This is a genomic window from Ascidiaceihabitans sp. (assembly GCF_039986515.1).
Lineage (GTDB): Bacteria > Pseudomonadota > Alphaproteobacteria > Rhodobacterales > Rhodobacteraceae > Ascidiaceihabitans.
The window spans coordinates 205,309-231,645 of record NZ_JBDWQO010000019.1; the positions used below are offsets into that span (position 1 = coordinate 205,309).

The 26,337-nt window shown below is 55.2% G+C and carries 24 protein-coding genes, 1 tRNA gene and 1 pseudogene; 10 read left to right on the top strand and 16 right to left on the bottom strand.

The genetic code is table 11. The annotated features are described in order from the left end of the window. The first annotated feature begins 50 nt into the window (after positions 1-50). The gene (locus tag ABJL60_RS19870) at positions 51-866 is read left to right on the top strand and encodes an ABC transporter permease (protein WP_348285873.1); all 816 of its coding nucleotides are present in this window, start codon (positions 51-53) and stop codon (positions 864-866) included. Positions 867-939: 73 nt separating this feature from the next. Next, on the top strand, positions 940-2,577 hold the full coding sequence (locus ABJL60_RS19875) for an ABC transporter ATP-binding protein (RefSeq protein ID WP_348374103.1): 1,638 nt from the start codon (positions 940-942) through the stop codon (positions 2,575-2,577). Positions 2,578-2,652: 75 nt separating this feature from the next. Here ABJL60_RS19875 and ABJL60_RS19880 read toward each other — a convergent pair whose 3' ends face one another. Both ABJL60_RS19880 and ABJL60_RS19885 read right to left on the bottom strand, forming a co-directional pair. Then, entirely contained in the window at positions 2,653-3,147 is a 495-nt protein-coding gene (locus ABJL60_RS19880) for a thioredoxin family protein (protein WP_348374104.1), read from the bottom strand. Positions 3,148-3,243: 96 nt separating this feature from the next. Continuing rightward, complete coding sequence (locus ABJL60_RS19885) at positions 3,244-3,882, bottom strand: glutathione S-transferase (RefSeq protein WP_348374105.1); 639 nt, start codon at positions 3,880-3,882, stop codon at positions 3,244-3,246. A gap of 112 nt (positions 3,883-3,994) precedes the next feature. Here ABJL60_RS19885 and ABJL60_RS19890 point away from each other — a divergent pair, with 112 nt between their 5' ends. Together ABJL60_RS19890 and ABJL60_RS19895 are read left to right on the top strand one after the other, a co-directional pair. Beyond that, a complete protein-coding gene (locus tag ABJL60_RS19890; protein WP_348374106.1) occupies positions 3,995-4,435 on the top strand; it encodes an ACT domain-containing protein in 441 nt (146 codons plus the stop codon). A gap of 3 nt (positions 4,436-4,438) precedes the next feature. After that, entirely contained in the window at positions 4,439-5,275 is an 837-nt protein-coding gene (locus ABJL60_RS19895) for an alkaline phosphatase family protein (protein ID WP_348374107.1), read from the top strand. Positions 5,276-5,317: 42 nt separating this feature from the next. Here the strand turns inward: ABJL60_RS19895 and ABJL60_RS19900 are convergent, their stop codons facing one another. The 4 genes from ABJL60_RS19900 to ABJL60_RS19915 form a co-directional block, all read right to left on the bottom strand. After that, positions 5,318-6,253 carry an alpha/beta hydrolase gene (locus tag ABJL60_RS19900; RefSeq protein WP_348374108.1) on the bottom strand — a complete coding sequence of 312 codons (936 nt, stop codon included), beginning with the start codon at positions 6,251-6,253 and terminating at the stop codon, positions 5,318-5,320. Further along, positions 6,250-8,151, bottom strand: a complete 1,902-nt coding sequence (locus ABJL60_RS19905; RefSeq protein ID WP_348285850.1) for an acyl-CoA synthetase — start codon at positions 8,149-8,151, stop codon at positions 6,250-6,252. Before ABJL60_RS19905 ends, ABJL60_RS19900 begins: the two co-directional genes overlap by 4 nt. 283 nt (positions 8,152-8,434) lie before the next feature. Beyond that, positions 8,435-8,863 (bottom strand): peptidoglycan-binding protein LysM, encoded by a 429-nt coding sequence (gene lysM, locus ABJL60_RS19910; protein ID WP_108829156.1) that lies wholly within the window; start codon positions 8,861-8,863, stop codon positions 8,435-8,437. A 68-nt stretch (positions 8,864-8,931) separates the two neighbouring features. Then, a complete protein-coding gene (locus ABJL60_RS19915; RefSeq protein ID WP_348374109.1) occupies positions 8,932-10,746 on the bottom strand; it encodes an ABC transporter transmembrane domain-containing protein in 1,815 nt (604 codons plus the stop codon). Positions 10,747-10,985: 239 nt separating this feature from the next. Between ABJL60_RS19915 and ABJL60_RS19920 the strand changes: the two genes are divergently transcribed. After that, on the top strand, positions 10,986-11,711 hold the full coding sequence (locus ABJL60_RS19920) for a hypothetical protein (protein WP_348285848.1): 726 nt from the start codon (positions 10,986-10,988) through the stop codon (positions 11,709-11,711). A 49-nt stretch (positions 11,712-11,760) separates the two neighbouring features. Here ABJL60_RS19920 and ABJL60_RS19925 read toward each other — a convergent pair. Then, a tRNA-Gly gene (locus ABJL60_RS19925) sits at positions 11,761-11,834 on the bottom strand. A 270-nt stretch (positions 11,835-12,104) separates the two neighbouring features. Between ABJL60_RS19925 and ABJL60_RS19930 the strand changes: the two genes are divergently transcribed. Next, positions 12,105-12,263 carry a hypothetical protein gene (locus ABJL60_RS19930; protein ID WP_348285847.1) on the top strand — a complete coding sequence of 53 codons (159 nt, stop codon included), beginning with the start codon at positions 12,105-12,107 and terminating at the stop codon, positions 12,261-12,263. Between the two features lie 35 nt (positions 12,264-12,298). On the opposite strand, the gene ABJL60_RS19935 is transcribed toward ABJL60_RS19930, so the two are convergent. The 4 genes from ABJL60_RS19935 to ABJL60_RS19950 all read right to left on the bottom strand — a co-directional run bounded on the left by ABJL60_RS19935 (position 12,299) and on the right by ABJL60_RS19950 (position 16,874). Beyond that, positions 12,299-13,039: an Asp/Glu racemase gene (locus ABJL60_RS19935; RefSeq protein ID WP_348374110.1), complete on the bottom strand. Its 741-nt coding sequence runs from the start codon at positions 13,037-13,039 to the stop codon at positions 12,299-12,301. Then, a complete protein-coding gene (locus ABJL60_RS19940) occupies positions 13,036-14,070 on the bottom strand; it encodes a pyridoxal-phosphate dependent enzyme (RefSeq protein WP_348374111.1) in 1,035 nt (344 codons plus the stop codon). Before ABJL60_RS19940 ends, ABJL60_RS19935 begins: the two co-directional genes overlap by 4 nt. A 100-nt stretch (positions 14,071-14,170) precedes the next feature. Next, positions 14,171-16,411: a molybdopterin cofactor-binding domain-containing protein gene (locus ABJL60_RS19945; protein WP_348374112.1), complete on the bottom strand. Its 2,241-nt coding sequence runs from the start codon at positions 16,409-16,411 to the stop codon at positions 14,171-14,173. Positions 16,412-16,415: 4 nt separating this feature from the next. Further along, positions 16,416-16,874 (bottom strand): (2Fe-2S)-binding protein, encoded by a 459-nt coding sequence (locus ABJL60_RS19950; RefSeq protein ID WP_348374113.1) that lies wholly within the window; start codon positions 16,872-16,874, stop codon positions 16,416-16,418. Positions 16,875-16,952: 78 nt separating this feature from the next. Between ABJL60_RS19950 and ABJL60_RS19955 the strand changes: the two are divergent. Then, positions 16,953-17,204 (top strand): annotated as a pseudogene (locus tag ABJL60_RS19955) (CreA family protein); the annotation flags it as partial. A gap of 56 nt (positions 17,205-17,260) precedes the next feature. On the opposite strand, the gene ABJL60_RS19960 reads toward ABJL60_RS19955, so the two are convergent. The 5 genes from ABJL60_RS19960 to ABJL60_RS19980 all read right to left on the bottom strand — a co-directional run bounded on the left by ABJL60_RS19960 (position 17,261) and on the right by ABJL60_RS19980 (position 22,695). Then, a complete protein-coding gene (locus ABJL60_RS19960) occupies positions 17,261-18,373 on the bottom strand; it encodes an S-(hydroxymethyl)glutathione dehydrogenase/class III alcohol dehydrogenase (RefSeq protein WP_348285872.1) in 1,113 nt (370 codons plus the stop codon). 79 nt (positions 18,374-18,452) lie between these two features. Next, positions 18,453-19,232: an IclR family transcriptional regulator gene (locus tag ABJL60_RS19965; RefSeq protein ID WP_108829165.1), complete on the bottom strand. Its 780-nt coding sequence runs from the start codon at positions 19,230-19,232 to the stop codon at positions 18,453-18,455. A 78-nt stretch (positions 19,233-19,310) separates the two neighbouring features. Next, positions 19,311-20,675 carry a TRAP transporter large permease gene (locus ABJL60_RS19970; protein ID WP_348374114.1) on the bottom strand — a complete coding sequence of 455 codons (1,365 nt, stop codon included), beginning with the start codon at positions 20,673-20,675 and terminating at the stop codon, positions 19,311-19,313. After that, positions 20,675-21,346, bottom strand: coding sequence for a TRAP transporter small permease subunit (locus ABJL60_RS19975; RefSeq protein ID WP_348374115.1), 672 nt, complete (start codon positions 21,344-21,346; stop codon positions 20,675-20,677). The genes ABJL60_RS19970 and ABJL60_RS19975 overlap by 1 nt, the downstream gene beginning before the upstream one ends. Positions 21,347-21,462: 116 nt before the next feature. Then, positions 21,463-22,695, bottom strand: coding sequence for a TRAP transporter substrate-binding protein (locus tag ABJL60_RS19980; RefSeq protein WP_348374116.1), 1,233 nt, complete (start codon positions 22,693-22,695; stop codon positions 21,463-21,465). Positions 22,696-22,802: 107 nt separating this feature from the next. On the opposite strand from ABJL60_RS19980, the gene ABJL60_RS19985 reads away from it, so the two are divergent. The 3 genes from ABJL60_RS19985 (at position 22,803) to ABJL60_RS19995 (ending at position 26,307) form a co-directional block, all read left to right on the top strand. Beyond that, the gene (locus tag ABJL60_RS19985) at positions 22,803-24,398 is read left to right on the top strand and encodes a choline dehydrogenase (RefSeq protein WP_348374117.1); all 1,596 of its coding nucleotides are present in this window, start codon (positions 22,803-22,805) and stop codon (positions 24,396-24,398) included. Positions 24,399-24,483: 85 nt separating this feature from the next. Then, entirely contained in the window at positions 24,484-24,861 is a 378-nt protein-coding gene (locus ABJL60_RS19990; protein ID WP_348374118.1) for a rhodanese-like domain-containing protein, read from the top strand. Between the two features lie 405 nt (positions 24,862-25,266). Beyond that, the gene (locus ABJL60_RS19995) at positions 25,267-26,307 is read left to right on the top strand and encodes a TRAP transporter substrate-binding protein (protein WP_348374119.1); all 1,041 of its coding nucleotides are present in this window, start codon (positions 25,267-25,269) and stop codon (positions 26,305-26,307) included. Positions 26,308-26,337 lie beyond the last annotated feature (30 nt).

A 26,337-nucleotide genomic window follows, 5' to 3' on the forward strand; every position in this document is an offset into this window, starting at 1 on the left:
GACCCACAAATCACCGCACGCCCTGCCTTGTATCAAACTTCGGGAGCATTCTGATGCGTATCCCCCTATCCGCTATGATTGGCCTGACCTTGACGGGCCTGTATTTTTTCGCCGCAATTTTTGCATCCTGGATCGCCCCGTATGGCATGGCCGAAGCCGTAGGCGACGTGTGGGAGCCCTCCTCGGCCGCGCATTGGCTGGGCACCGACCAAATCGGGCGGGACCTGCTGACGCGTATGATTTACGGCGGGCAAACCACTATTTTCATCGCCACTGCCGCAACCATCCTCAGCTTTTCAACGGGCTCTATTCTGGGCTTTATTGCGGCTGTGTCCGGTGGTTGGTTGGATCAGGTCCTGTCGCGGTTTGTGGACTTGATGATGTCCATTCCTTCGCTGATCCTGGCCCTTGTGATCTTGTCCGCCATTGATGTGACAGTGCTGACACTGATTGTGCTCATGGGGTTGTTGGACAGCACCCGTGTGTTCCGATTGGCGCGGGCTGTTGCCGTGGATATTTCCGTGATGGAATACGTCGAAGCCGCACGGTTGCGCGGCGAAAAGATCTTCTGGATCATCTTCCGTGAAATTCTACCCAATGCCTTGTCACCTTTGGTGGCTGAAATGGGGCTGCGGTTCATCTTTATGGTTCTCTTCATTTCGACACTGTCCTTCCTTGGCATTGGTGTGCAACCACCGCTGGCCGACTGGGGCGGGATCGTGAAGGAAAACAAAGACGGCATCAACTTTGGCATCGGGGCCGCTCTTTACCCGGCTGTGGCCATCTGTACGCTGGCGATCTCTGTGAACCTCGTGGCGGACTGGGTTTTGAACCGCACCACATCTCTCAAAGGGGGGCGCGGATAATGATCTTCATCCCTTTCATCTCGCCAAATAAACCTCGGGGGTGTGGGGGCAGAGCCCCCACGCAGGTGACACAATGACAGAACCACTTCTCAAAGTCCGTGGCCTGAAAATCGGGGCCACAATCTACCCACCTGACGCCAAACCCCACGACATCGAAATCGTACATGGCGTCGATTTTGACGTGATGCCGGGCAAAGTGCTTGGGCTGATCGGGGAATCCGGTGCGGGCAAATCCACCATCGGTCTTGCCGCCATGGCCTATGGGCGCGGCGGTGTGAAGCTGACGGGCGGCGAAGTCTGGGTCAACGGCCGTGATGTTTTGCAATCGGGGCGCGGTGACATCCGCAAACTGCGCGGCGCGGAAGTAACCTATGTGTCGCAATCTGCCGCCGCCTCTTTTAACCCTGCGAAAAAGATCATGGAACAGGTGACTGAGGCCGCGATCCAGCAAGGCAAATTCTCCAAATCGGACGCCGAAGCCCGCGCCGTGGAGCTGTTTCGCAAACTCGACCTGCCTGATCCCGAAAACATCGGATCACGGTTTCCGCATCAGGTCTCGGGCGGGCAGCTACAGCGCTGCATGACCGCGCTGGCCTTGTGCCCACAGCCCGATCTGGTGGTCTTTGACGAACCCACAACTGCGTTGGACGTAACCACCCAAATTGACGTGTTGAAAGCGATCAAGGAAGCCATCGCAGACACCGGCGTTGCAGCCCTGTACATCACTCACGATTTGGCCGTTGTGGCACAGGTCAGCGACCACATCATGGTGTTGCGCCAAGGCGAGATGGTGGAATACGGCGACGTAGACCAGATCATCAACGCACCACGTGAAGAATATACGCAAGCCCTTGTGTCGGTCCGATCGATCGATCACGAGGAAAAGACGCCCACAGACCGACCTTTGTTGACAGTTGAAAACGTCACCGCACGCTACAAGGGCACCAATTTTGACGTGTTGAAAAACATCAACGTCGATTTGCATCCCGGGCAAACCCTGGCCGTGGTCGGGGAATCCGGGTCCGGCAAATCCACGCTGGCGCGCGTCATCACAGGGCTTTTGCCACAATCACAAGGTCGCATCCATTTCGACGGGCGCGATCTGTCAGCTGATCTTGCAAGCCGAAAACTTGAAGACCTGCGTGAATTGCAGATGATTTACCAGATGGCCGACACAGCGATGAATCCCCGCCAAACAGTTGGCACGATCATCGGCAGGCCGCTGGAATTTTATTTCGGCCTGAAAGGTGCGGAAAAACAAAAGCGTATCCAGGAGCTTTTGGATGAAATCGAACTGGGCGACGGGTTTCAGGACCGCTATCCGGCCGAACTTTCGGGCGGCCAAAAGCAGCGTGTCTGTATTGCGCGCGCCTTGGCTGCCAAGCCTAAGCTGATCATCTGCGACGAAGTTACGTCGGCCCTTGATCCACTTGTTGCGGATGGCATCCTGAAGCTGCTTTTGAAGCTGCAGAAGATCGAAGACGTGTCGTATCTGTTCATCACCCACGATCTGGCCACTGTCAAAGCCATCGCAGACAGCATTGCGGTCATGTATCAAGGCGAAGTCGTGCGCTACGGCAGCAAGTCCGACGTGCTGGCACCGCCCTTTGATGACTACACAGACCTGCTGCTATCTTCTGTTCCAGAAATGGAACTGGGGTGGTTGGAAAAAGTGATTGCAGGTCGAAAAATGGTGAGCGCCGGAAACTAAGCGCCCCATTGGCATGCCAACACATACGGGATCGTATTCACTCAAGGAACGCGATCCCGTACTTCTAATTAATCGCTAAGTTGAGGCCGCGTGGTGGGATGTGAACACCTGTTGCAGCTCGTCTCGCTGGCGCATGCCCTGCAAAGTCTGTTGCAAGTCCCCTGCCCCGTCAAACAACAGCAGCGTCACATGCGGCACACCGTATTTTGCGGCAAAGGCGGCACCTTTTTCGGTCATGATATCTGCCACCAGATAAACGATGTCGCACTCCCCGAACTCTTTCAGGGCCTTGCGCGTTTCGCGTTGCAAAGACGTACAGGTCGGACACTGCGGGTCGTGGATTTGCACCACAACCGGTTTGCCCTGCCCAAGACGGCTTAGATCATGTTCCGCCGCATGTGCTTGAAACGACCCACGCGCAACGTAACCGCCCCCCGCCAAAACAACCCCGCCAATCGCGCCATTGCGCAACAGTTTCAGCACATTGCGCCGTGACGGTTGCGCAGCACCAGATGGTTGCGACTTTTTCTGCCGTGCCGCGGCTTGGCGGGTTTTGCGGGTCTGTTTCATAAATCAACTCCTTGGTGCAATAGGCGCAACCCTACCCGTGCCACCCGCTTTGATGCCATTCACACCAATCACACGCCGCATCACGTCACCGTGACTTCAAAGGGTGCCAGGAAAGACGATACCGTCACTGCCCGCGATCCACTGCGGGTATTTGCCCATGACATCAGCAAACGCTTGTGTGCCTAAAAAACCTGCCAACCACGCCTGCACCTGCGGTATGGCTTCGCGATCAAACTGCGCCTTATCAATGAAGGCGAACTGGCGCACAAACGGCAGTATCGCGTAGTCGGCGATGGTGGGCTGTGCAAACACCCATCCGTTAATCTGCTGATCCAAATCCTGCAGAAAGGCCATCGCCTTGGCGCGTTCCGCCTGCGGATCAACGTCAGGGTATCGCGTCGCGTATTTGGTGCGGTCCAATGCGGTTTTGAACGCACCATCACAGCGCGCGATCCAGTCCCAGCCTTCGGCGGGCATATCCAGCCAACCTTGGGGATCGTGCTGTTGCAACGCCCAGATCATCACATCAAGGCTTTCGTCGATCACCCCCTCGGCATGTTGCAAACACGGCACCGTTCCGCTGGGCGAGGTTTGCAAAAATGCGTCTGGCTTGTCACGCAGAACAACTTCACGCAGATCCACCTGCACCCGCGCCACAGCCAACGCCAATCGCGCCCGTATCGCGTAAGGGCAACGACGGAACGAATAGAAAATCGGGATATCGGTTTGGTTCATTGGCTCTGACCGGATTTTTCAAACAATGCCCGCAGACTTACGCGGGGGACGCCTTGCATGCAAATCCGATTGAACCCAAAGTGATGGCAGCACAGGGACTTGGAACAGCAAAATGACGACCGAAACACCCGGAATTGAAACCGGCGAACTGGAACTTTCCACGTTGTTGAAGACGCTGAAAGCCACCTTGGTGGATGGCGTTTATGTTTTTGTCACACGGCCCCCCGGAAGCCCTACAGATCACCTACCTGCGCGTATGGTCTTTCATGAAGCCAAAGGTCCAACCCTGATCATGCTTCAAAAAGATGCCGAAAAACACGGGCTTGATCACGCCTTTGCCTGTCGCATGATCACATTGGATGTGCATTCGGCATTGGAAGCTGTCGGGTTCATGGCTGTGATTGCCACAAAACTGGCGGCACACGACATGGGCGTTAATCCAGTTGCCGGATTTTTCCACGATCATGTCTTTGTACCCGAGGACAAAGCAGATGAAGCGATGCAGGTGCTGGCCCAAATCGCCATCGACGCACAAACAACAACAGGAGCCTAACCCATGGACCGCAAACTGCTTTTGATCATTTTGGACGGCGTTCCCTACCGCAACTGGCGCCGCCTGTTTGGCAACCTTGAAGGGTGGGTCGACAGCGGCGACGCGCGGGTATGGAAAATGCGGTCTGTGCTGCCGTCGATTTCGGCATCCTGCTACGCCTCAATCCACACAGGGGTTGCACCGGCCGAACACGGGTGCACAGGCAATGGCAACGTGTTCAAACTGTCCCATCCGGACGTCTTTTCCCAAACACGTAAAGCGGGGGGGATTACGGGGGCCGTCGCACACAGCTTCTGGTCAGAGTTCTTCAATCGCCACCCTTTCGATTACGTGCGTGACATCGAATATGACGAACCCGAAAGCACCAGCATCAATCATGGCCGGTTCCATTCGATGACAGGGTACGGCCACGCCAATCAGATGACCCCGTCTGATGTGGACCTGTTTGGGACGCTGACAAACCTGTGCCTGCGGTTCGGGTTGAACTACGGGATGCTGCACACCTGCACCCTCGACAGCATGGGGCACCGTTTTTTCCATGACTGTCAGGAAATGGACCACGCCTGTCATGTGATGGATGAAATGCTGGCACCGTTCATCCCGCGGTGGCGTGCAGCAGGATATGAGGTGATTGTAACGGCAGATCACGGTCAGGATGAACGCGGCCATCACGGTGGGCGCAGCGCGTTGCAACAAGAAGCCGCCTTGTACTATTTTGGCGATGCGGACGGCCCTGCCCCGGATGACGTCATCAACCAGCTGCAACTGGCCCCTACGATTTTGTCCAGATTGGGCGCAGAGATTCCGGACACAATGAAGGCCAAATCGTTTTTGACCTGACGTTTTTGACCGGACCCAGCAAAGCCTGCGAACCAAATGACACTACAGCTGGGGTAATTGCCCCAAAGACAACGCCTTTAAAGACGCAATGGAGCGGTCAAAACTAAGCGCGGCTTTGGCAGACATCCGCCGCGCACGCAAATGTCCGTGCACAAGGCCTTTCTCTTCCAACCAAACGGCTTTGCCACCCTGAGCGGTCACAGCGTCACGGTAGGCTGCGCCGTCGCTGGACAGCGGATCACATTGCGCCGTCAAAACCACCGTCGCCGGAAGACCGGAAAAGTCACTGTCATGCAACGGGGCCCACGTCGCATCACCCGTTTTATCGGCCCCGCCTGCACGAATGGCGGAATAAAAGGCCATGTCCTTTGTGGTCAGGCCAGGTGCCTCGGGGTGATCAATGTAGCTGCCCTTGGTCATATCCCCGCCCAAGCCGGGATAGATCAGCAATTGCCCGGTGATGCGCCCCTCTATGCTGCCGCGGGCATGATGGGCCACAGCCGCAACCAGATTGCCCCCCGCACTGTCACCGCATAATACGATAGGCCCCTGCGTTGATGCGGCAACGGCTTCGAAAGCGGCCCATGCGTCATTGAAGTCGTCAGGGTGCGGATGCTCTGGCGACATCCGGTAATCCACCGCCACCACCTTAAACCCTGTTTGGGTGCAGATATCCGCACACACACTGTCGTGGCTGTCCAACCCACCGACAACAAAGCCGCCCCCATGGCAGAAAAACACGGTCGTCGCACTGTCTTCCGCGTTTTCATAGATGCGACATGGCACGCCCCCAAAGGGAACATCAGACACCCGCAAACCATCAGGCCGACCAAAGTCAAAAGCAACGCACATCCGGTCATAGACCGCGCGTTGTTCCTGAACCGTCAAATCCACCGCATCCGGCGGGTAAAACTGGGCGGTTTTATCCAAAAACGCCCAGATTTCATCATCCAGAAGGGCTTGATAGTCCTGCATCATTCAGCGGCAGTGGCGACAGCGCCTGCATGTTCCCATGGGTTGATGAAGTCACCAAGAACCGTCTGCAACGCTGTGTCCGACGTCCCATTAGCATCAACCTGCGCCACCAAACCGCGCTTTTTGTCTTCCGTGACACTGACAACACGCGCAGGCACATCGGCCTCTTTCAGGGCCTCGTTGTAGATACGTGTGATGGCGTCTTTGCGCAGGTCAGGCTTAAAGATTTTTCCAACAGCGGTTTTGGGCAACTCGTCCATAACGGTGATGTGCTTGGGCTGGGCCGCGCGTTCCTGAACATGTTCTTTGCAAAAAGCGATCAATTCGTCTGCGGTGACTGTGGCACCGTCAACAAGTTCGACAAAGGCACAGGGGATTTCACCAGCATGCGCATCGGGTTGACCAATGGCGCCTGCAAATCCAACAGCCGGATGCGCCAGCAAGGCTTCTTCGATTTCGGCAGGGTCGATGTTGTGGCCCCCGCGAATGATCAGGTCTTTGGCACGGCCCGTGATCCACAGATACCCGTCGCTGTCGACACGCCCCAGATCGCCTGTGCGCAAATGACTGTCGTTGTAATACAGGCCCGCGTTCTTTTCGGTCTCGGTATAGGTGTTTCCGACGTAGACGCCCGGATTGGATACGCAAATCTCGCCGATTTCATCGACACCAGCTTCCACGTCGCCGTTCGCTGACCCTTTGACAATCTTGATATCGGTGTAGGGAAAGGGAATGCCGATAGATCCTACTTTTTTGAGACCATCCACGGGGTTGCCCGACACAAGGCACGTGGCTTCGGTCATGCCGTAGCCCTCAACGATGGTCATGTTTGTCGCTTCTTCAAATCGCTTGAACAATTCCAACGGCAAAGGGGCGGATCCAGAAAACGCGGTCTTCACCGACGAAATATCCGCATCAACGGCACGCTGCATGGTGGCTGCCAAAGCTGTTGGAACAGAGACAACAAACGTCACCTTATAGCGCTCAACAAGCTTCCAGATGTTGTCAAAGACACCTTCGCCACGGTATCCCTGCGGCGTCGGAAAGACGACATGGGCACCAGAAGCCATAGCGCCCATCATCATCACCTGACACGCCATCACATGGAACAATGGCAGCGGGCACAACAACACGTCGTTCTCATCCAGCAACATCTCTGCGCCAAGCCAGCCGTTGTAGATGGTGCCCGAGTACAGGTGTTGCGCAACCTTGGGCATGCCAGTTGTGCCGCCAGTGTGGAAGTAGAATGCAACGCGATCTTCTTGAACATCTTCAAACTGCAACGACGTGCTTTGTTTGTTCAGTTCCGCGTTGAAATTCTTATAGGTCTTTCCGGCGGGCGGCTTCATCTTTGGGCGGATCAGCGGAATGATCCAGCTTTTGGGCGGAGTGACATAGCGCAGTAAGTCAACCTCAAGGACCGTGTGCACATCAGGGGCCAATGCCACAGCTTTGGCGGTCTTTTCAGCAACATCGGTCTTTGGAAACGGACGCAATGTGACGACAACTTTTGCACCGGTCTCGCGCAGGATCGATGCGATTTGTTCGGGTTCCAAAAGCGGATTGATGGGGGCGGCAATACCCGCGACGCCAGCGCCCCAAAGGGTCAACACAGTCTCGTTGCAGTTGGGCAAGATGTAGGCCACGACATCCTTGGAACCAACACCCAAAGACCGGAACAGGTTTGCGGCTTGTGTTGTCTTGTCCTTGAGCTGTTGCCAGTTAAAGGTCTCTTTTTTGTCGTTGGGTCCAGAAAAAATTTGATAGCTCAAGGCATTGTGGTTGGGGAATTTCGCCGTGGTACGGCTCAGAAGGCCATAAAGCGTGACGGGCACGTCGCGCTCTTCCCATGTCATTTCCGCTTCAATGCGATTGCGGTCTTCCATGCCTTCATAAGCCATGCGGCGTCCTCCCTTTTGGCCCGTCTTTGCGAGCGTTAATTTCCCTAAAAGACAAGATGCGGCGGAATACTGGAATTCGCAAGGTTTACCGGAAAAACAAGGCAAATGAGACGCCGCGTCAAAGCAGCTGACCAAAGGTCAACAGCGGGATTAACCCTTCTTTTCGCCAAAAATATCCCGGGGGAGGTGCGCAGCACCGGGGGCAGAGCCCCCAAATGGGTGCAATCACGAAAAAAGGCCGCATACAGCAATGCGACCTTCTAAAATTTTGACAGGGTTAACCTTAGGCTTGCGGGATACGCAGCATCTGGCCCGGATAAATCTTGTCTGGATGGCTAAGCATTGGCTTGTTGGCTTCGAAGATTTCCTCGTAGCGTGCGCCATTGCCCAGAGTTTTTGACGAAATAGCCCAAAGCGTGTCGCCTTTTTCGACCGTGTGGAAAACAGGTTCGCCAGCACTTGGCACACTGTCTTCAACGGCAGCTACGCCTTCCACATTGCCCACAGCCAAAATGACTTTTTCTTTCATTTCCTGGCTAACGGCTTCGCCGGACACCTTGACCTTGTCGCCTTCGACAGTGATTTCCATGCCGGACGCATCCAAGCCCAGTTCTTTGATTTCATCTTGCAACGCCGCACCATCGACTTCGGCGTCACCGCCGCCCCCGAACAAGCTTTTGCCGCTGTCTTTTACAAAGCTCCAAAGACCCATAATCAACACTCCCATTATTTTTGTGTTGTCAAAGCCTATCCCCGATCCGCGTCAGGTGGAAAGGGGAATTATTCTGCAGCCATCCCATCGGTGAATTGCAGGCGCGCCAAGCGGGCGTACAGCCCGTCCTCGGCCACCAACGCCTCATGTGTGCCGGTGGCGATGATGCGCCCTGCATCCAGAACAACAATACGGTCTGCTTTTTTAACAGTGGCCAATCGGTGCGCCACGATCAACGTTGTGCGGTCCGCGCTCAGTTGATCGACAGCCGCTTGCACCGCCCGTTCGCTTTCCGCGTCCAAAGCCGATGTGGCTTCGTCCAACAGCAAGACCGGCGCATCGCGCAAAATGGCACGTGCAATTGCGATACGCTGCTTTTGTCCACCCGACAGCATAACACCACGTTCCCCCAAGGGGCTGTCGTAGCCTTGCGGCAAACCCGCGATAAAGTCATGCGCCGCCGCCGCTTGTGCTGCGGCTTCAATATCCGCATCACTGGCATCCGGTCGCCCAAAGCGAATATTTTCACGCGCGGACGTGGCAAAGATGGTCGGGTCTTGCGGCACCAGCGCGATATGCTTGCGAAATTCGGACCGCTCCATCGCCGCCAAATTCACGCCGTCCAGCAAAATACGCCCCTTTTGAGGGTCATAGAACCGCAAAAGCAGCTGGATAATGGTGGTTTTTCCGGCCCCCGACGGGCCGACAAAAGCCACGGTTTCACCCGGTGCGATATCCAGCGAAACCTCATCCAACGCTTGCACATTAGGACGCGCGGGATAGGCAAACCCCAAGTTTTCAAAGGCAATTTGTCCCCGCACAGGAGACGCCAAGGCGTCCGGCGCATCCGCATCCTGAACGCTATCGATGGTTTGCAGCAGCTCGACAAGTCGCTCTGTAGCGCCCGCAGCGCGTTGCAATTCGCCCCAAATCTCGGACAAGGCTGCAACCCCACCTGCCACCATAACCGCATAGATCACGAACTGGATCAAAGCCCCTTGGGTCATCACACCCGCGCGCACATCATTGGCCCCAATCCACAAAACGCCCACGATGCCGGTGAACACCAAAAAGATCACAATGACCGTCATAGCGGCCCGTGTTGTGATACGGCGCAGCGCCGCACCATAGCTAAGTTCAGTGACATCGGCGAATTGACTGCGGCTTGCATGTTCATGCGTAAAGGCCTGAACAGTCTGCACCGCGCTTAGCGCTTCGGACGCGTTGCCGGATGATGCCGCAATCCAGTCCTGGTTTTCGCGGCTGATCACACGCAGACGGCGCCCCAACACAAGGATCGGCACCACGACGGCAGGCACAATCAACAGCACCAAAGCCGCCAGCTTCACCGACGTTAAAAACATCAATGCCAAGCCACCCACAAATATCAGCAAGTTGCGCAAGGCAATCGACACGGACGATCCAATCACACTTAGGATCAATGTGGTGTCCGTCGTGATGCGGCTTAAGACTTCGCCAGTCATGATTTTTTCATAGAAGGCGGGCGACATGCCAATAACACGGTCAAACACAGCCTTGCGGATGTCTGCCACCACCCGTTCCCCCAAGCGTGTGACCAAGGCGTAACGCAACCCCGTGCCTATGGCGAGAAGTCCGGCAATGCCTAAAGCCGCCAGAAAGTACTGATCCAAAATCGCGGTATCTTCGGTCCGGAAATTATCGACAACGCGGCGCACGGCCAAAGGCAAGGTCAAAGAAATCACGGCCGTGGCGACAAGGGCTGCAATCGCCATCATCATCAAAACACGGTACGGGGCCATGAAGGGCCACAACGCGCGCAGTGCGCCTATCTCTTTGGATTTTTCGCGTTCTTCGTTGCCCGCAGCGGCTGGGGGCGGGGCTTGGGTCGTTTGATCAGACATGCGCACTCTCTTGACGTTCATAGGTTCATGGCCTTGCAGAGATGTCAGGTCAAGCGGACAGTTCCGCCCGAGTGCCCGGCAACCAAGCGGCAAAAAGCCTCATGTCGTCGCTGTGACTCACCCACAAATCGCCGCCAGATTTATTCAAAATTGTCACCAATTGCCCCAATTGGGTCATATTGTTTCGATAGATCCAAAATCAACAGGCACTTAACGCCCTCTGAATACTGGATTTTATCATGTCTCGCCTCACTCGTTCCGTTTCCGTCTTTGTCATTTTTGCAATAGCCGGGTGCACACAAAGCCAAACAGATGGCTTTGGCTTTGTCGCACGACAGAACACAGGGTTCGAGACACAGGTTGCACATTACGATGTGGTCGCCCTGACAGATCAGACCGCGCATCTGGACGTTCTTATGCAGGACGTCGTGCGGAAATCGACACGCAAAGGCATCGCAATGGGGGCCGCCGTCGGTTGCGGTTTGACTGTCTTATCCGCAAGCAACGCCCAAAACTGCGTCGCGGGCGCTTTGGTTGGTGGCGCAACGGGTGGCATCATGGGCCACGCCGCAGGAAAGCGCGATGTGGCACGCCGTGTTGAATTGGTTTCAGCCAACGCTTTGACCAAAAGTATCCGCAAAACCAATGACCAGATGGAAACCATCACAATCGATTTGCCGCGCAGTCTGGCCGCCCAAGACATCGAATTGGCCGATTTGGCCCGCGAGAAAGCAAAAGGCAACATCAGCGCCGATGCGTATGATGAACGCCTGAATCAAGTGCGCGCAGAACGTCAAAAATTAGTCGAAGCCCTAACGATGACTGCCGCCCAAGCCAAAGCCGCAACAAAGAACCTTGAGCACGCGACAGCGCAGGGGCAAACAGGTCTTGATTGGCACATGAGCGCCACCAATCAGTTGGCCCGTGATGTGGCGTCTGCGCGATCACAAATCACGCTGTTCTGATTGGTCAGAAGAAGGCGTTCGCACTGTTTCGGGTGTAGGGGATTTTATTTGGAGCGGGCGGCGGGAATCGAACCCGCGTCATTAGCTTGGAAGGCTAAGGTCTTACCACTACACAACGCCCGCGCTGTTGGTGCAGGTAAGCCATCCCCTTGGAACCGTCAAGACCTGTAAGGGCAAGAACTGTGCACATGTCACGTTTATAGGTGGATCGTGACACACGTTGTTGGCGCGATCCCTTCACAACCAGAACGCACCAAAAACAGTGTGTTCCGCATTGTCTGACATCCCGAGGATTGCAGTCAACGCAAGACGGCTTTGCTCTTGCGGCACTTTTCCACGCTGCACTGCAGCACTATCTGCCAATCAACGTAAAATGATAAAACGAGATTGACAATGACACGTATCCTCAAAGCCCTGCGCACCCGCTTTGCAACACCGTCCAGCTTGCAAACGCACATGGCTGTTCACGGCTTCAACGACGCCGAATTTGCAGATCGTGGCATGAAGCGCACCGACGTGGCCCGCATGATCATGACAAACGCTGCTTGGTGATAAAACGCCAATAGCTGCAAATGCAGAACCAGCGGCTAACCCGCTGGATATGCTGCAATCAATTGTCCGGGCCCGATAATTTGGGCGTGGCCAAGCTGCGCCATATGCCATGCCAGCACCAAGTTACTGCTTAGGACTGGAATGCCTAACGCGGTCTCTAGCGGTGCTATGACATCCAAGGTGCGCAAATTGGTGCAGGACAAAAACACCGCATCGACAGATTGGCCCTGACACAGATCGACAGCCGCCGCTTCGATTGACGCCGCATCTATTCGGACAACTTTTGCTTCTTCATCTTCGTCGAAACTGCCGAATATCGGCGTCTCGATACCATTTTGGTTCAGTGTGTCCCGTAATCTGGCCGATACGTCGGCCACATAAGGCGATAAAAACGCGAGTTTCTTCACCTTCAACGCGCGACAAGCCGCAAGCAATGCACTTAGCGGGTCCGTGACAGCGCCGGTATCCGCCCCTGCCCCAACCAATTCGGCAATGCGCCCAGCCCCGATTTGGGCGGTAGCGGATGTACACCCATATCCGATTGCACCATACCGCAACGCCGCAGGCAAAAGGGCCGCGGACTGCGTAACATGTCCTGCCATCGCTTGCAGCGTTTCCGGCGTTACATTGAGCCCGCTTTGAACGCGACTGACGTAAGGGGCACGATCGCCCAGCAGACGCCGCATGTCCCTTTCAATCGTTTCATCGGTTTGCAAAACGACCAGCCCCAACGGGGCGGCATCATCCTGCGCAAGGGTGTAGGTGTAGCGGGTCATGCGGGCCCTTCGCTTAGAATGCAGAACACCCGCGACGCGGCATCCAGTTTTAAGGCGTCGCGGTGCGCATCCGCCTGCAACAACGCGGCGATCCCCGCAGCCCCGGACGCACTGGCCGCAATATCATTTTGCACAGTTGCTTGTGCGCCTTCGGCCCCTTCTTGTTCTGTCAATGTCACGAACGCATCTGCGTCACGTGAAAGCCCTTTCAGCGCAATCAAAGACGCTTCTTTGCAATCCAAACGCCCCATGTCGGACACACCACCTTGGGTGACGACAAAAGCGCCAGCTTTGATCGACGCCACCAATGCAGGCGCTTGATCAGGTTCGACCACAACAATCACAGGATCCTCCCCCCATGTTTTGCGCGCCATTGCCGCACAGGCTCCAGCAAGGCCGCCAACGCCAGCTTGCAAGAAAATATGTGTGGGCGCTTGCGGCATTTGCGCAATCGCTTCAGCCATCAAAACGAGGTACCCTTCCATCAGGCGGAAAGGCCGATCCGTGTAGCCGGGCCAAGAGCTGTCGGACAACAAGATCCAGTCATTGTCCTTTGCAGCTTTCGCCGCTGCAGCCATGCTGTCTTCATAGATGTCGCCTTCACGGCGGACTTCAGCCCCGATCGACCGCAGTCTTTCCGCGAAGCTTTCAGGTACTGATTGTGCAATATAAACCACAGCATTGGCCCCAAAGGCGTCTGCCCCTGCGGCCACTGACATCCCGTGGTTGCCAGCACTTGCTGTGACGTAGGTGTTATTGGACACATCCGCCCCCGCTGCATCATGCGCAATGACATATGCAGCCCCCAACGCCTTGAAGCTGCCCAACCCCATGCGGCCCCGTTCGTCTTTCAGCCACAGGTTTTGTACGCCTGCTTGAGCTGCCAGTTCATGCGCGTCCAGCAGTGGTGTCTGTGCGGCATGCGGGCATTTACCCAGAAGGCTTTGCACGGCTTCAACGTCTGTGCTGGGCGTCGGAATAGCATCCAGACCAGAAACAGAACGGCGGGGGGTGTTTAGCAAAATATCCATGCCCCCAAAGACTGCCAGAAGCGACTTCGGTCAAGTAATTTTTCAAATATGCAGTAGACGGCCAAGAATGGAGGCGGGCCATTGCAGCCCGCCCCTAACTTCATACGAAGTCGATGAACTTGTTCATTGGCATCTCGCGGATGCGTTGCCCCGTTGCCGCGAAGATCGCATTGGACAAGGCTGCAGCAGCCGGAGGTACCATGGGTTCGCCCATGCCGCGCACCTGATCTGCATTTTCCAGTCCGGCAACTTCGATGTTGGGAACCTGATACATGCGCATGGCTTCAAAGCTGTCGTAGTTGTCCTGTTCGACCATTCCATCGGAATAGGTAATTTCTGACAGAATGGCGTGGCCAAGGCCCCAAACGACCCCACCTTGCACCATGTTTTCGAAGTTTACAGGATCAACCACTGTTCCGACGTCGGCTGCGACCCAGACGTTATCAAGTCGGATGCCATCCTCGGTCGCGGTCACCTCCACCACCTCTGCGGTGGGCACGCCAAAGGACATGCAGAACGCCACGCCGCGCCCTTGGTTGGGGGCCAAAGGAGCGCCCCAGTTGGACATGTCAGCAACCTTTTCCAACACCTTGCGGGACGGATCATGCCAGCAAAGACGCAAGCGCTCTGCCATAGGATCAGCACCTGCGGCCTGGATCAATTCATCCAAAAACACATCGTGGAAAAAACCGTTTGATGACGCGCCAACCGACCGCCAGCTGGAAATCGGAGCAAGCTCAGGCGCACGGTAGCCTGTCACCCGGTAGTTGGGAATGCGCATCGGCTGTTCCCAAGCCCCCGCCACAATCTGCGTATCGGGTCCCGGCACGCTTAACCCTTGGCGGCCCATCTGGCTTGCGATCACCGATGGCATAGCTATGCCCAAATCAAAGCTTTCCACCTGACCGTTTTTGACCGTCCCGCGCCCTCGCGCCATAGCGATTTGACGGGTGTCATTGTGCGTCATGTCTTCTTCGCGGCTGTAGGTCAACTTTACAGGCGTGCCTTTCATTTTCACCGCGATTTCCGCGGCTTCCTGAACAATACGCGCTTCCAGCCGGTGGCCAAAGCTTCCGCCCATCATCAACATGTGAATGTGGACGTCGTCTTTGTCCAAGCCCGTGATATCAGCTACGTTTCCGCGCAAAAAGCTGGGAATTTGGGTGCCTGTCCAAACGTCGGCACGATTGTCTTGCACCAGCACTGTCGCCGACAATGGTTCTAGCGGAGCGTGGGCCAGATAGGGGGCTCGGTATTCTGCCGCGATGACATCGCCAGCCTCCAAAGCCGCCTGAACGTCGCCTTCGTCTTTCATGGTGCTGTCCACACGGTCCGCGACAAAGCTGTCGGACAAGGTTTGCCAGTGAGCGTCCATTTCCGCAGGATAAGGTGCTGCATCCCATTCGATTTCAATTGAATTTGCAGCTTGGATCGCGCGCCATGTGTTGTCTGCGATCACGGCCACGCCTGTGCTGATTTCAAACACCTGACTGACACCGCGCATCGCTTTTGCGTCCGATGCATCGAATTTCTGCATCGCGCCGCCACGGCGCGGATTGGTGCGTACTGTGGCATGAACCATGCCATCAAGCGCAAAGTCGATGCCATAATCTTGCGTCCCTGTGGACTTTGACACGATATCAAGCCGTTGCGTTGCCTTGCCCATCAACCGCCATGTGGAAGGGTCGCGCAATTGCACTTCATCGACAGGGTCCAAAGTGCCCGCAATCGCCGCCAGTTCCGTATAAGGCAGCGACGTGCCATCGGGCAAAATAACAGCACCTTTGGAGGTCCGCAGATCGGTGAGGGCCACACCGGTTTTCTGCGCGGCAGCGGCCTTTAGTGTTTCGCGGGCAACTGCACCGGCAACACGCAATTTGGTAAACCCGTCGGGGACCGTCGTAGAGCCGCCCGTGATGTCCATCCCGAGAAACTTCATCATTGCATCCATGACACCGCGCATGGAGTTGGCTGTGAAACTGTCATTGGTCGATGGGAAGGGGGCTGCTTCTTGCGCCAAAGCCGTGTTGTAGTAGGCCCGTGATGGAACCCCCGGATCGACCTTGATTTGATCCAGCTCCACATCCAGCTCTTCGGCAATCATAATTGCCTGAACCGAATAGGCCCCCTGCCCGCTGTCCACACGCGGTGTGATCAACGTGATCCCGTCCGCATCAATTTTGACGTAAGCCGTCAGTGCGGTTTCGCCCTCCGCCAGCCCCTTCAAAAGCGGGTTCGCAACAGGCTTTTTGTAGGCGTAGTAACCGAACGCAACGCCGCCCACGATTGCGGCCGATCCGATCAAAAATGTACGACGGGCAATTTTTCCAATTTTACTCATGGTCTTATGCCCTTTCCATTTTCGCTGCAGCCGATTTCACTGCGGCGCGAATACGGGGGTACGTGCCGCATCGGCACAAATTGGACGACATGGCGTCATCAATATCAGCGTCCGTCGGGTTCGGGGTCTGGGCCAGAAAAGCGGCTGCCGCCATGATCTGGCCTGACTGGCAATAGCCGCATTGGGCAACTTGATGTTCGATCCATGCCTCTTGCACAGAGTGCAACGCATCCGGATTGCCCAACCCTTCGATGGTTGTGATCGGGCTTTCCACATCCGCGGCACTGATCTGGCAGGATTTCACGGCTTCACCGTCAATATGCACTGTGCATGCACCACACTGCGCGACGCCACACCCGTATTTAACGCCTGTGATCCCAAGCTCATCGCGCAAGACCCAAAGCAGGGGCATGTCGTCTTCGACATCCACATCGTGATTGGTTCCGTTGACCGTAAGTTGCATTTGTGCCCCTCCTGAATGTTGTTGATTTATACATAAGGCACCAGCGATTAAGAAAAACCTGCATTTCACGCCAATGGACTTGCAGAACGCGACGTTGAAGGCGTGACGTGCCATGTCGCTTACTTTGAGCGCGGCGTGATCGACCGGTCAGACGATGGTGAGAACGTCTTTTCCGAACGACGGTCTATTGTTTGGAAGTCTTTGCGCGTACGTCGGATCTTTGATGAATCCAATCAAACGCTGATCTATCTCGCGCACGCCCGAGAGGTGCAAAACGGCTCTGCCAAGATGTCCGTATCGACAGTGCCCCTGTTCCAAAACCCCCAATAAAAAACGCCGCCTGCGCAGTGCAAGCGGCGTTTTTCATGTGCGCAGTATGGCGTTCTTTAGAATTCGACAACCGCGCGGATGGATTTACCCTGATGCATCAGGTCAAAGCCGTGGTTGATCTCGTCCAACGTCAATTTGTGCGTGATCATCGGATCGATTTCAATTTTTCCGTCCATGTACCAATCGACGATTTTTGGAACGTCCGTGCGGCCCTTGGCCCCGCCAAAAGCTGTGCCGCGCCATGAACGGCCTGTGACCAATTGGAACGGACGGGTCGAGATTTCAGCACCGGCAGGGGCCACGCCGATGATGATGCTTTCGCCCCAACCCTTATGCGACGCCTCAAGCGCTGTGCGCATCACGTTGACGTTGCCTGTGGCATCAAATGTATAATCAGCACCGCCACCTGTCAGCTCCACCAGATGGGCCACCAAATCGCCCTCGACTTTGGAAGGGTTCACGAAGTCGGTCATGCCGAAATGTTCGCCCATGGTGACTTTGTCGTCGTTCAAATCCACACCCACGATCTGGTCGGCGCCGGCCAGTTTCAAGCCCTGAATCACGTTTAGACCAATGCCGCCCAGCCCAAAAACGATCGCGCGGCTGCCGATTTCAACTTTGGCTGTGTTGATGACAGCGCCGATGCCCGTGGTCACGCCGCACCCGATGTAGCAGATTTTGTCAAACGGTGCGTCTTTGCGCACCTTGGCCAGTGCGATTTCGGGCACAACCGTGTGGTTGGCGAAGGTCGAGCAGCCCATGTAGTGGTGGATCGGGGTGCCATCCAACATGGAAAAGCGGGTGGAGCCATCGGGCAACAAGCCTTGGCCTTGGGTGGCGCGCACCTTTTGGCACAGGTTGGTTTTGGGGTTCAGGCAGTATTCGCATTCGCGGCATTCCGGCGTGTAAAGCGGGATCACGTGATCGCCAACTTCCAGCGTCGTGACGCCTTCCCCGACTTCGATCACAACGCCCGCGCCCTCATGGCCCAGAATGGCCGGAAAAATGCCTTCGGGGTCATCACCGGAACGGGTAAATTCGTCGGTGTGGCACAGACCTGTGGCTTTGATCTCTACCAACACTTCGCCTTTGCGCGGTCCGTCCAGATTCACTTCCATAATTTCAAGTGGCTTGCCAGCGGCAACGGCAACAGCAGCACGGGTGCGCATCATCAGTTCTCTCCCAAAAACGGTATGTTATTGGGCACGATCAAGGCCAGTCGCGGCCCGCATTGTCAAGACATCCGGCTTAATTCAGTAGCAATTCAGACAGTTTTTCAGCGCCTTCCCGAAGCGTCGGCAGGTGCTGTTGAATTTGCTCAAGCGACAACCGCTGCATCGGGGTGTGCGCAGACAGGGTTGAGACCAGTCGCCCCTGATCGTCCAGAATGGGCACTGCGACGGCGACCATGCCTTCCATAAATTCTTCGTTGTCCGTGGCGTAGCCCCGTTTGCGAGTCGCACTTAGCTCTGCCTTTAAAGCACTTGGGTTTGTGATGGTTCTTGCTGTTCGCGCTTCAAGAACCTGCGCGTTCAAAAAGCGGTCAATGTAGCGCGGGTTCAATGAACTGAGGTACATTTTGCCGGATGCCGTGCAGTGGAAAGGCACCTGGGTGCCGATGGGCAACTGGATGCGCAGCGGCCATTTTGTTTCGATGCGGTCAAGGTAGATCATGCCATCGCGATCAGGAACGGCGATGTTGCAGGTCTCTTCGACGCTTTCCACAACCGAATTCAGGATCGCCAAACGCACGGTGCGCAGCCGTTGCGAGCTAAGTGTGTTGACAGACAACCGACGCAAACGCGGGCCCGGACCGTAACTGCGGCCATCAATGTCGCGTTGCAAAAAGCCTTCGGATTCAGCGGTGTGGAAAAGGCGATGAACTGTGGGTTTCGGCAACCCGAGTGCTTCGACAAGATCGGCAGGGGTGACCGGAACACCGGCCTTTGCAACCTCTTCTAGAAGCAACAGCAGTCTCAGGTTTGTCGGAATTTGCCCCGGCTTTCCAGAGGTATCTTCAGCAGTCATTCACGCTTCCCACTTTGTCAGAACACTGGCCAGCAAAACCGGCCAGTGCGTTCTTTATAGGTCACTCACGTCATGTGTCTATCGTGCCATCTGTGCAGGCAACCAAGTTGCAAGTTCAGGCACCAAGGCAACAAACAGCCAGACCGCAATCAGCGAAACCAGATACATCGTCGAGTACCGCAGAAGCCGGAAGTAAGGAACCCCGGTCACACCAGACGCCACGTAAAGGTTCAGACCGTAAGGCGGCGTGATAAAGCCGATCGATGCCCCCACAAGGAACACAACCGAGAAGTGGATCGGATCAACGCCAACGCTGGCCGCAATCGGTGCCAGGATCGGTGCAAGGATGATTGTGACAGGCAGGGATTCAAGGATCATCCCCGACACAAACACAATCGCCATGGATGCAAACAGCACCGGATAGTAACCGCCCATACCGCGCAACAGCTCTCCGATGACTTCGGACGCACCAAGCGCCCCAAGGACCTGTTGCATCACGATAGACACCGCGATCAACGGCGTCAGGATGCCCGCAATTTGTGCAGACCGCACAACAACCGCTGGCACATCACGCAACCTGAAACCTTCGACAACAACCATCGCCCCAAAGGGTTTTTCATCAACCGGCGCAGATTGGTCCACCCCCATCAGTTTGTTCAGCGGGTAGCTGATCACACCGACGATGATCCCGAAGCCAACAGTAACCCCTGCCGCTTCAGTCGGTGAAAACTTGCCCGTGTAGATGCCCCAAAGCACCAATCCGATGGCAAAGAAGCCAAGCCAAGCGCCGACAGCCGTTTTGAACACCCGAAACGGTGACAAAGCGATCAGGATGCCCCACTTGTTGATGGTGGACACGATGAAGCACATTGCCATCATCGCAAAGACCATCAACGATCCGGGGATGATCCCCGCAATGAACAGATCCGAGATCGGCAAGTTCATCAAGAAGCCATAAACGATGAAAATGATCGACGGTGGGATGATGATCCCAACAGTCCCGCCCGCCGCAGCCGTTGCCGCAGAAAAGCGTTCATCGTAGCCACCGTTGGTCATTTCGGGGTGCAACATCGAACCGATTGTGGCCGTTGTGGCAGAGTTTGAGCCCGAGATCGCCGCAAACAAGCCGCAAGCCCCGATGGCCGCCATCGCCAGACCACCGCGCAGCCAACCAAGGCAGGCATAGGCAAAGTCCGATAATCTTTTGGCGATCCCTGATTTATTGATCAGATCCCCTGTCAGAATGAACAAAGGCATCGCAAGCAGCGCAAAGCCGTCTTTGAACACGTTCAGCAATTCGTTTCCTGCGTTGTCCAAGGTCAGGCCAATCACAAGGCTACAGCCCACCGACCAGTAAAAGATCACCAGCAAAACCGGTGTCCCCAACATAAACAAGACCGTTACAGCCAGAGAAATAAATGTAATCCACGTTCCATCGGTCACTACGCTTCTCCCCCGATTACCGCTTGTTCGATCAGCGTTTCGTTGTTGCGGAAACGGCCAAGATCAATCAACGCGTTGCTCAGAACGCGGCCCGCCATCATGATGAAACACAAAGGCATCGTTATGATGAACCACCAGCGCATCACGCCGTCGGTGCCCAGAACAATCTGGAAGTTATCATAGGTGTTGATTGTGATCCGCGACATGGTTGTCACGCAGATGATGCAGAAGATGAACCAAAGCACATTGTCCATCAACAGGCTGTAGTATTGGCCCTTGTGGCTGAATTTGGTGCGAAATTCGCTAAAGCTGAGGTGCGTGCGCAGTTTCACATTATACGAACACCCGTACCACGACATGATCATGAAGATCAGCGGCGGGATGGTTGTGGACCACGGCACCTGACTGGAAAAGACAAAGCGCTGGATCACACCGACAAAAATGATAAGCGCAATAAGAATGTAAGCCGTTACAGCCACAGTGCGCTCAAGGTGACGGTCCAGAAACGGAAACGCCTTGTACAAATAGTGCACAGCAATCGCGCCAATAACAGTGAGCGGGCCGAAAACCAGCCACGCTGCATCTGATCGATACGCTTGTGTAACCTTGAAATTAATATCGCCACTCAACGTCGCGGTGACGATGGTGACCATGTCTGACCAGATCGACATCTGGCGTCCCTCCCTATGATTTCGTTGCGCCCACCAAGCCGCTTAAATGCGATCTTTGGGACAAAAAAACCGGCCCGAAATCTCGGACCGGCTGATTTTAGACGTGAAGCCGGTATTTAGGCTTTCCACCAGCGACGTGGTTCCACGTTCTCTGGCAGTGTGTCGCCATCGATTGTACGCACTTCGTCGTAGATTTCTTGGTAGGTATCCGCACCACCCTGCCAGCCGTTGATGCGCTCGCGCCATTCTTCCCACAGCTGCGGTTGGAATTCGGGTGAGCACATTTCTTCGGCTTTCTTCTTCTCTTCGACAGACAAGAATGCGTTACGCACGTTGTTTTGCGCGAAGATCGTGCCTGGAAGCTGTGGATCGGATTGACCAACAGTTTTAACCAGTGCCGCCTCATTCGCCGCTTGAACGTGTGTTTGGGCCCAGTAAGAGGATTCCATCACTTCGTCTTGCAATTCGCCAGACAGACCGTCGAAGACGCCTGCGTTCATCGCTGTGTGCTCTGTGCCGCAGAAGAAGTCGAGGTGAACAGACTGAGATACAACAGGGGACATGTTGGCATATGCCACGGCCGAAGCCCATGTTTCCGCGCCATCAATCAGACCTTGCTTCAGACCATCAAGTGTTTCTTCCCATGCAACCGGAACCGGGTTCAGGTTCAAAGCCGTCATCGCGATGCGACCCAGCTGAGTGCCTGTGACACGGTTTTTTGTGCCTGCGAGTTGGTCGATGGATGTGACTGTTTCTTTGCCTTCCCATGCCAGACCCAACTGGATGCCGCGCAATTCAGCGTGGGAGAACAGGAATTTCAGACCATGGCGACGCTCATAAGGCTCACGCAAAAGCGCCTGGGACTTAGGAGAGTACAAGAAATGGTATTGGTCCGCACGGTTACGGAACATGTAGGCGTAGTCCAGAACGTTCAGGTAAGGCGCACCGCCCGCCGAGTTCTGTGTAGACGCCGCATAGATGTCGATGATGCCCTGCTGGCATTTCTCTACGCAAGACACCTGACCACAGATCTGGTTGTCGCCGATGAACTCAACGCGAATCTCACCGTCTGTGCGTGATTCGAGGTCACGCGCAAATTCCAACGCGCCCGCACGTTCGATCAAAAGGTTGCGTGCGTTGAAGCCAGCCGCGCCAAATTTCAGCGTGTGCTTTGGTTCTTTTGCGAAGCGTTTCTCATATGTGGATTCTGCCGCAGACGCCAAGTTTGCAAGGCTCATCGCCCCACCGAAGCCACCTGCCGCCATAAGCGTCGAGCTCATGCCGTAGCGACCTGCAACACGGAACAGATCTCGGCGCGAGATACCCGCTAACTTATTTCCCGTAGACATGACAATTTCCTCCCATTTGTCAATTATTGAGACTTTTAGTTTCAAAAAACTGTAGTATGACAAAACCAATCTGTATAGGGTTAATTCGAACCAAGGGAGGATATTTTGTGGAAGCGGACTATATTGTAGTAGGCGCAGGCTCTGCGGGATGCGTTTTAGCGAACCGCCTCAGTGCCAATCCGGCCAACAAAGTCGTGTTGCTGGAAGCCGGTGGCCGTGACATCAATCCGTGGATCCATATCCCCGTCGGATACTTCAAAACGATACATAACCCCAACGTAGACTGGTGTTACAAAACAGAACCTGATCCCGGTCTGAATGGCCGTTCCATCGAATGGCCCCGTGGGAAGGTCCTGGGTGGGTCTTCTTCATTGAATGGTTTGCTTTACGTACGTGGACAACCACAAGACTACGACCGCTGGGCACAAATGGGCAATAGCGGATGGTCTTGGGACGACGTGTTGCCGTTGTTCAAGAAAAGCGAAAACAACGAACGTGGTGCCGATGAATATCACGGCGACAAAGGCGGATTGTCGGTGTCGAATATGCGCATTCAACGCCCGATCACTGACGCATGGGTCGCAGCAGCGCAGGCTGCAGGCTACAAATTCAATCCCGATTACAACGGCAAATCGCAAGAGGGTGTCGGCTTTTTCCAGCTCACTGCGCGTAACGGGCGCCGGTGTTCGTCGGCAGTGGCCTTCCTTAATCCAGTGAAATCCCGCGACAACCTACGCATCATCACCCGCGCCCTTGTTCAAAAGGTCAACATCGAGAACGGCGTATGCACCGGCGTCACCTACACGGACAAAGGCGGCGTGGAACACACCATAAAAGCCAACCGAGAAGTCATTCTAAGTGGCGGAGCCATCAATTCACCACAAATCCTGATGCTGTCCGGTGTTGGCGAAGCCGCACAACTGCAAGAGCACGGCATAGAAGTCAAAAGAGACCTTCACGGGGTGGGCAAAGCAATGCAGGACCACTTGCAAGCGCGCCTTGTCTACAAGTGCAAGGAACCCACTTTGAACGATGAAGTGTCCAGTCTTTTGGGCCAAGCCCGCATTGCGTTAAAGTATGCCACGTCACGCACGGGCCCCATGGCTATGGCCGCCAGCCTTGCGACTGGCTTTATGAAAACCCGCGAAGACCTTGAAACGCCCGATGTCCAGTTTCACGTGCAGCCGTTGTCGGCAGAAAACCCGGGCAAAGGCGCGGACAAGTTTTCGGCCTTCACCATGTCCGTGTGCCAATTGCGTCCGGAAAGCCGCGGTGAAATTCGCCTGCAAAGCGCTGATGGGAAGGTCTACCCCAAAATCATCCCCAACTATCTGTCCACCGAAACCGATTGCCGCACTGTTGTGGCGGGGGTCAATATTGCGCGAACCATTGCGCGGCATGCACCACTGGATCAGAAAATCTCAACGGAATTCCGACCCGATCCTGATCTGGATATCAACGACTACGATGCAACACTGGATTGGGCACGCAACAACACCGCGTCGATCTATCATCCCACCGGAACCTGCAAAATGGGATCAGGCAGTGACGCAGTCGTGGATGACAAGCTTCGCGTGCACGGGGTTAAGGGCCTGCGCGTGGCGGATTGTTCGATAATGCCCGAAATCGTGTCCGGCAATACCAATGCACCGGCCATCATGATCGGCGAGAACTGTGCAAAAATGATTCTGGCAGGCACATAAGTCTTCCTTTTTAATGCGCAAAGGATGCGGCGCCCCCGATAGGTCGCCCATTTTGCTTCTTGATCAAACGACAGGACTGTCCAACATGAAAACCTCAAAAGACTATATGGAAGATGCCAACGCGGTTGTGCCACGGATCGATTCTGCTGATGCCGTTGCCAAACATGGTGATACAGCCTGCGTCTTTGTGGACGTCCGTGACAGCGCGGCCATTGCGCAAACCGGCACAATCGCAGGTGCACATCACATCCCGCGCGGTATGTTGGAATTCATCGCCGACCCTGCAACAGGTGCCTATAATCCTGCCCTGACAAAAGACGCCCCCATTTACCTGATTTGCGCGGCAGGCGGGCAAGCAGCCTTGGCTGGCAAAACGCTGACTGACATGGGGTACACGAATGTCACCAACATCGGCGGCATCTCGGGCTGGAAAGACGCAGGCGGCCCGATTGAAAGCGCTTGATCGTGCATCAAGCCCACCACCTATAGGGGAAAGTCGGGGCAATTGGCCCGACTCACCCAAACTAATGATCTTGCGATTTGCAGCCAAAAGTTAACACATCCCCACTTTGGCCAAATCTTTTTACCAAAATAGGCGTTTAATATTCCAACCCACTTTTGGCAATTTACGTTTAAATTCAAAGACCTGATGTATATTTTGGCATGTTCTGTGCGAATTGGGCCGTTTCATACCCCTTGCCAAGACCCCTGCTGTCGCCAAAAACTTAACCCGTGCGACGGGGGAGAAGTTTATAGACAGCTCTTTAATGTATACGTTAGCGTATTCATTGCGAACTGACCCAAATCAAAGAGGTCACTGACCCAACGACATCATCGGCCAAAATGGTCACCTAGGGAGGAATACCAAATGAAAACCAACTTTATCGCAGCCGCTGTCGCGGCCACGGTTGCCGCAACCGGCGCTATGGCCCAAGACACGCTGGAAATGACATCGTCATTCCCGTCAAGCCTGCCCATTCTTGGCACAGCTTCCGTGGACTTCAAGGATCGCCTGAACTCGATCTCGACTGATGTCCAAATCGAACACTTCGATCCCGGCAAACTGGTTCCGACACTTGAAGCACTGGACGCCGTGTCCAACGGTTCTGTTGATGCGGCTTTTGCGACATCCGGCTACTGGCAGGGCAAAATCAAATCTGCATCCCTTTTCGCGGCTGTGCCTTTTGGCCCCGAAGCTGGCGAATTCATGGGCTGGATCCTGTATGACGATGGCGCAGAGCTTTGGCAGGGCATGTACGACCAAGCGGGTTACGACGTCAAAGTCATGCCTTGCGGTATCATCGCGCCAGAAACATCCGGCTGGTTCAAGAACGAAATCAACGGTGTGGCTGACCTTGAAGGCCTGAACATGCGCTTCTTCGGCCTTGGTGCGGAAGTTATGCAGCGTTTGGGCGTGTCCACGTCCCTGTTGGGTGCGGGCGACATCTTCCCGGCGCTGGAACGCGGTGCGATTGACGCCACAGAATTTTCCATGCCGCGCATCGATGCGCGTTTGGGCTTTCACAAAATCGCCAAATACAACTACTTCCCTGGCTGGCACCAGCCGTCCACGTTGTTTGAGCTGATTGTGAACATCGACGTCTGGGAAGACCTGTCCGAGATTGCACAAAACCAGATCGAGACAGCTTGCTTGGCCAACGTGACGACATCTTTGGCCGAAGGCGAAGCCACCAACTATGCGGCGATGGTCGAGAACTCCGAAACGAACGGCGTTCAAATTAAGCAGTGGTCCCCAGAAATGCTGGAACTGTTTGAAAGCACATGGAACGAAGTTGCGGCTGAGCTGGCAGCGGAAGACGAGTACTTTGCAAAAGTCTGGGCTGATCTGGCCGACTACCGCGAAGGCTACAAAATCTGGTCCAACAACATCTACCTGCCACGCAAGTAATTGCGATGCTTGAACAATTGAAAGGCGGCA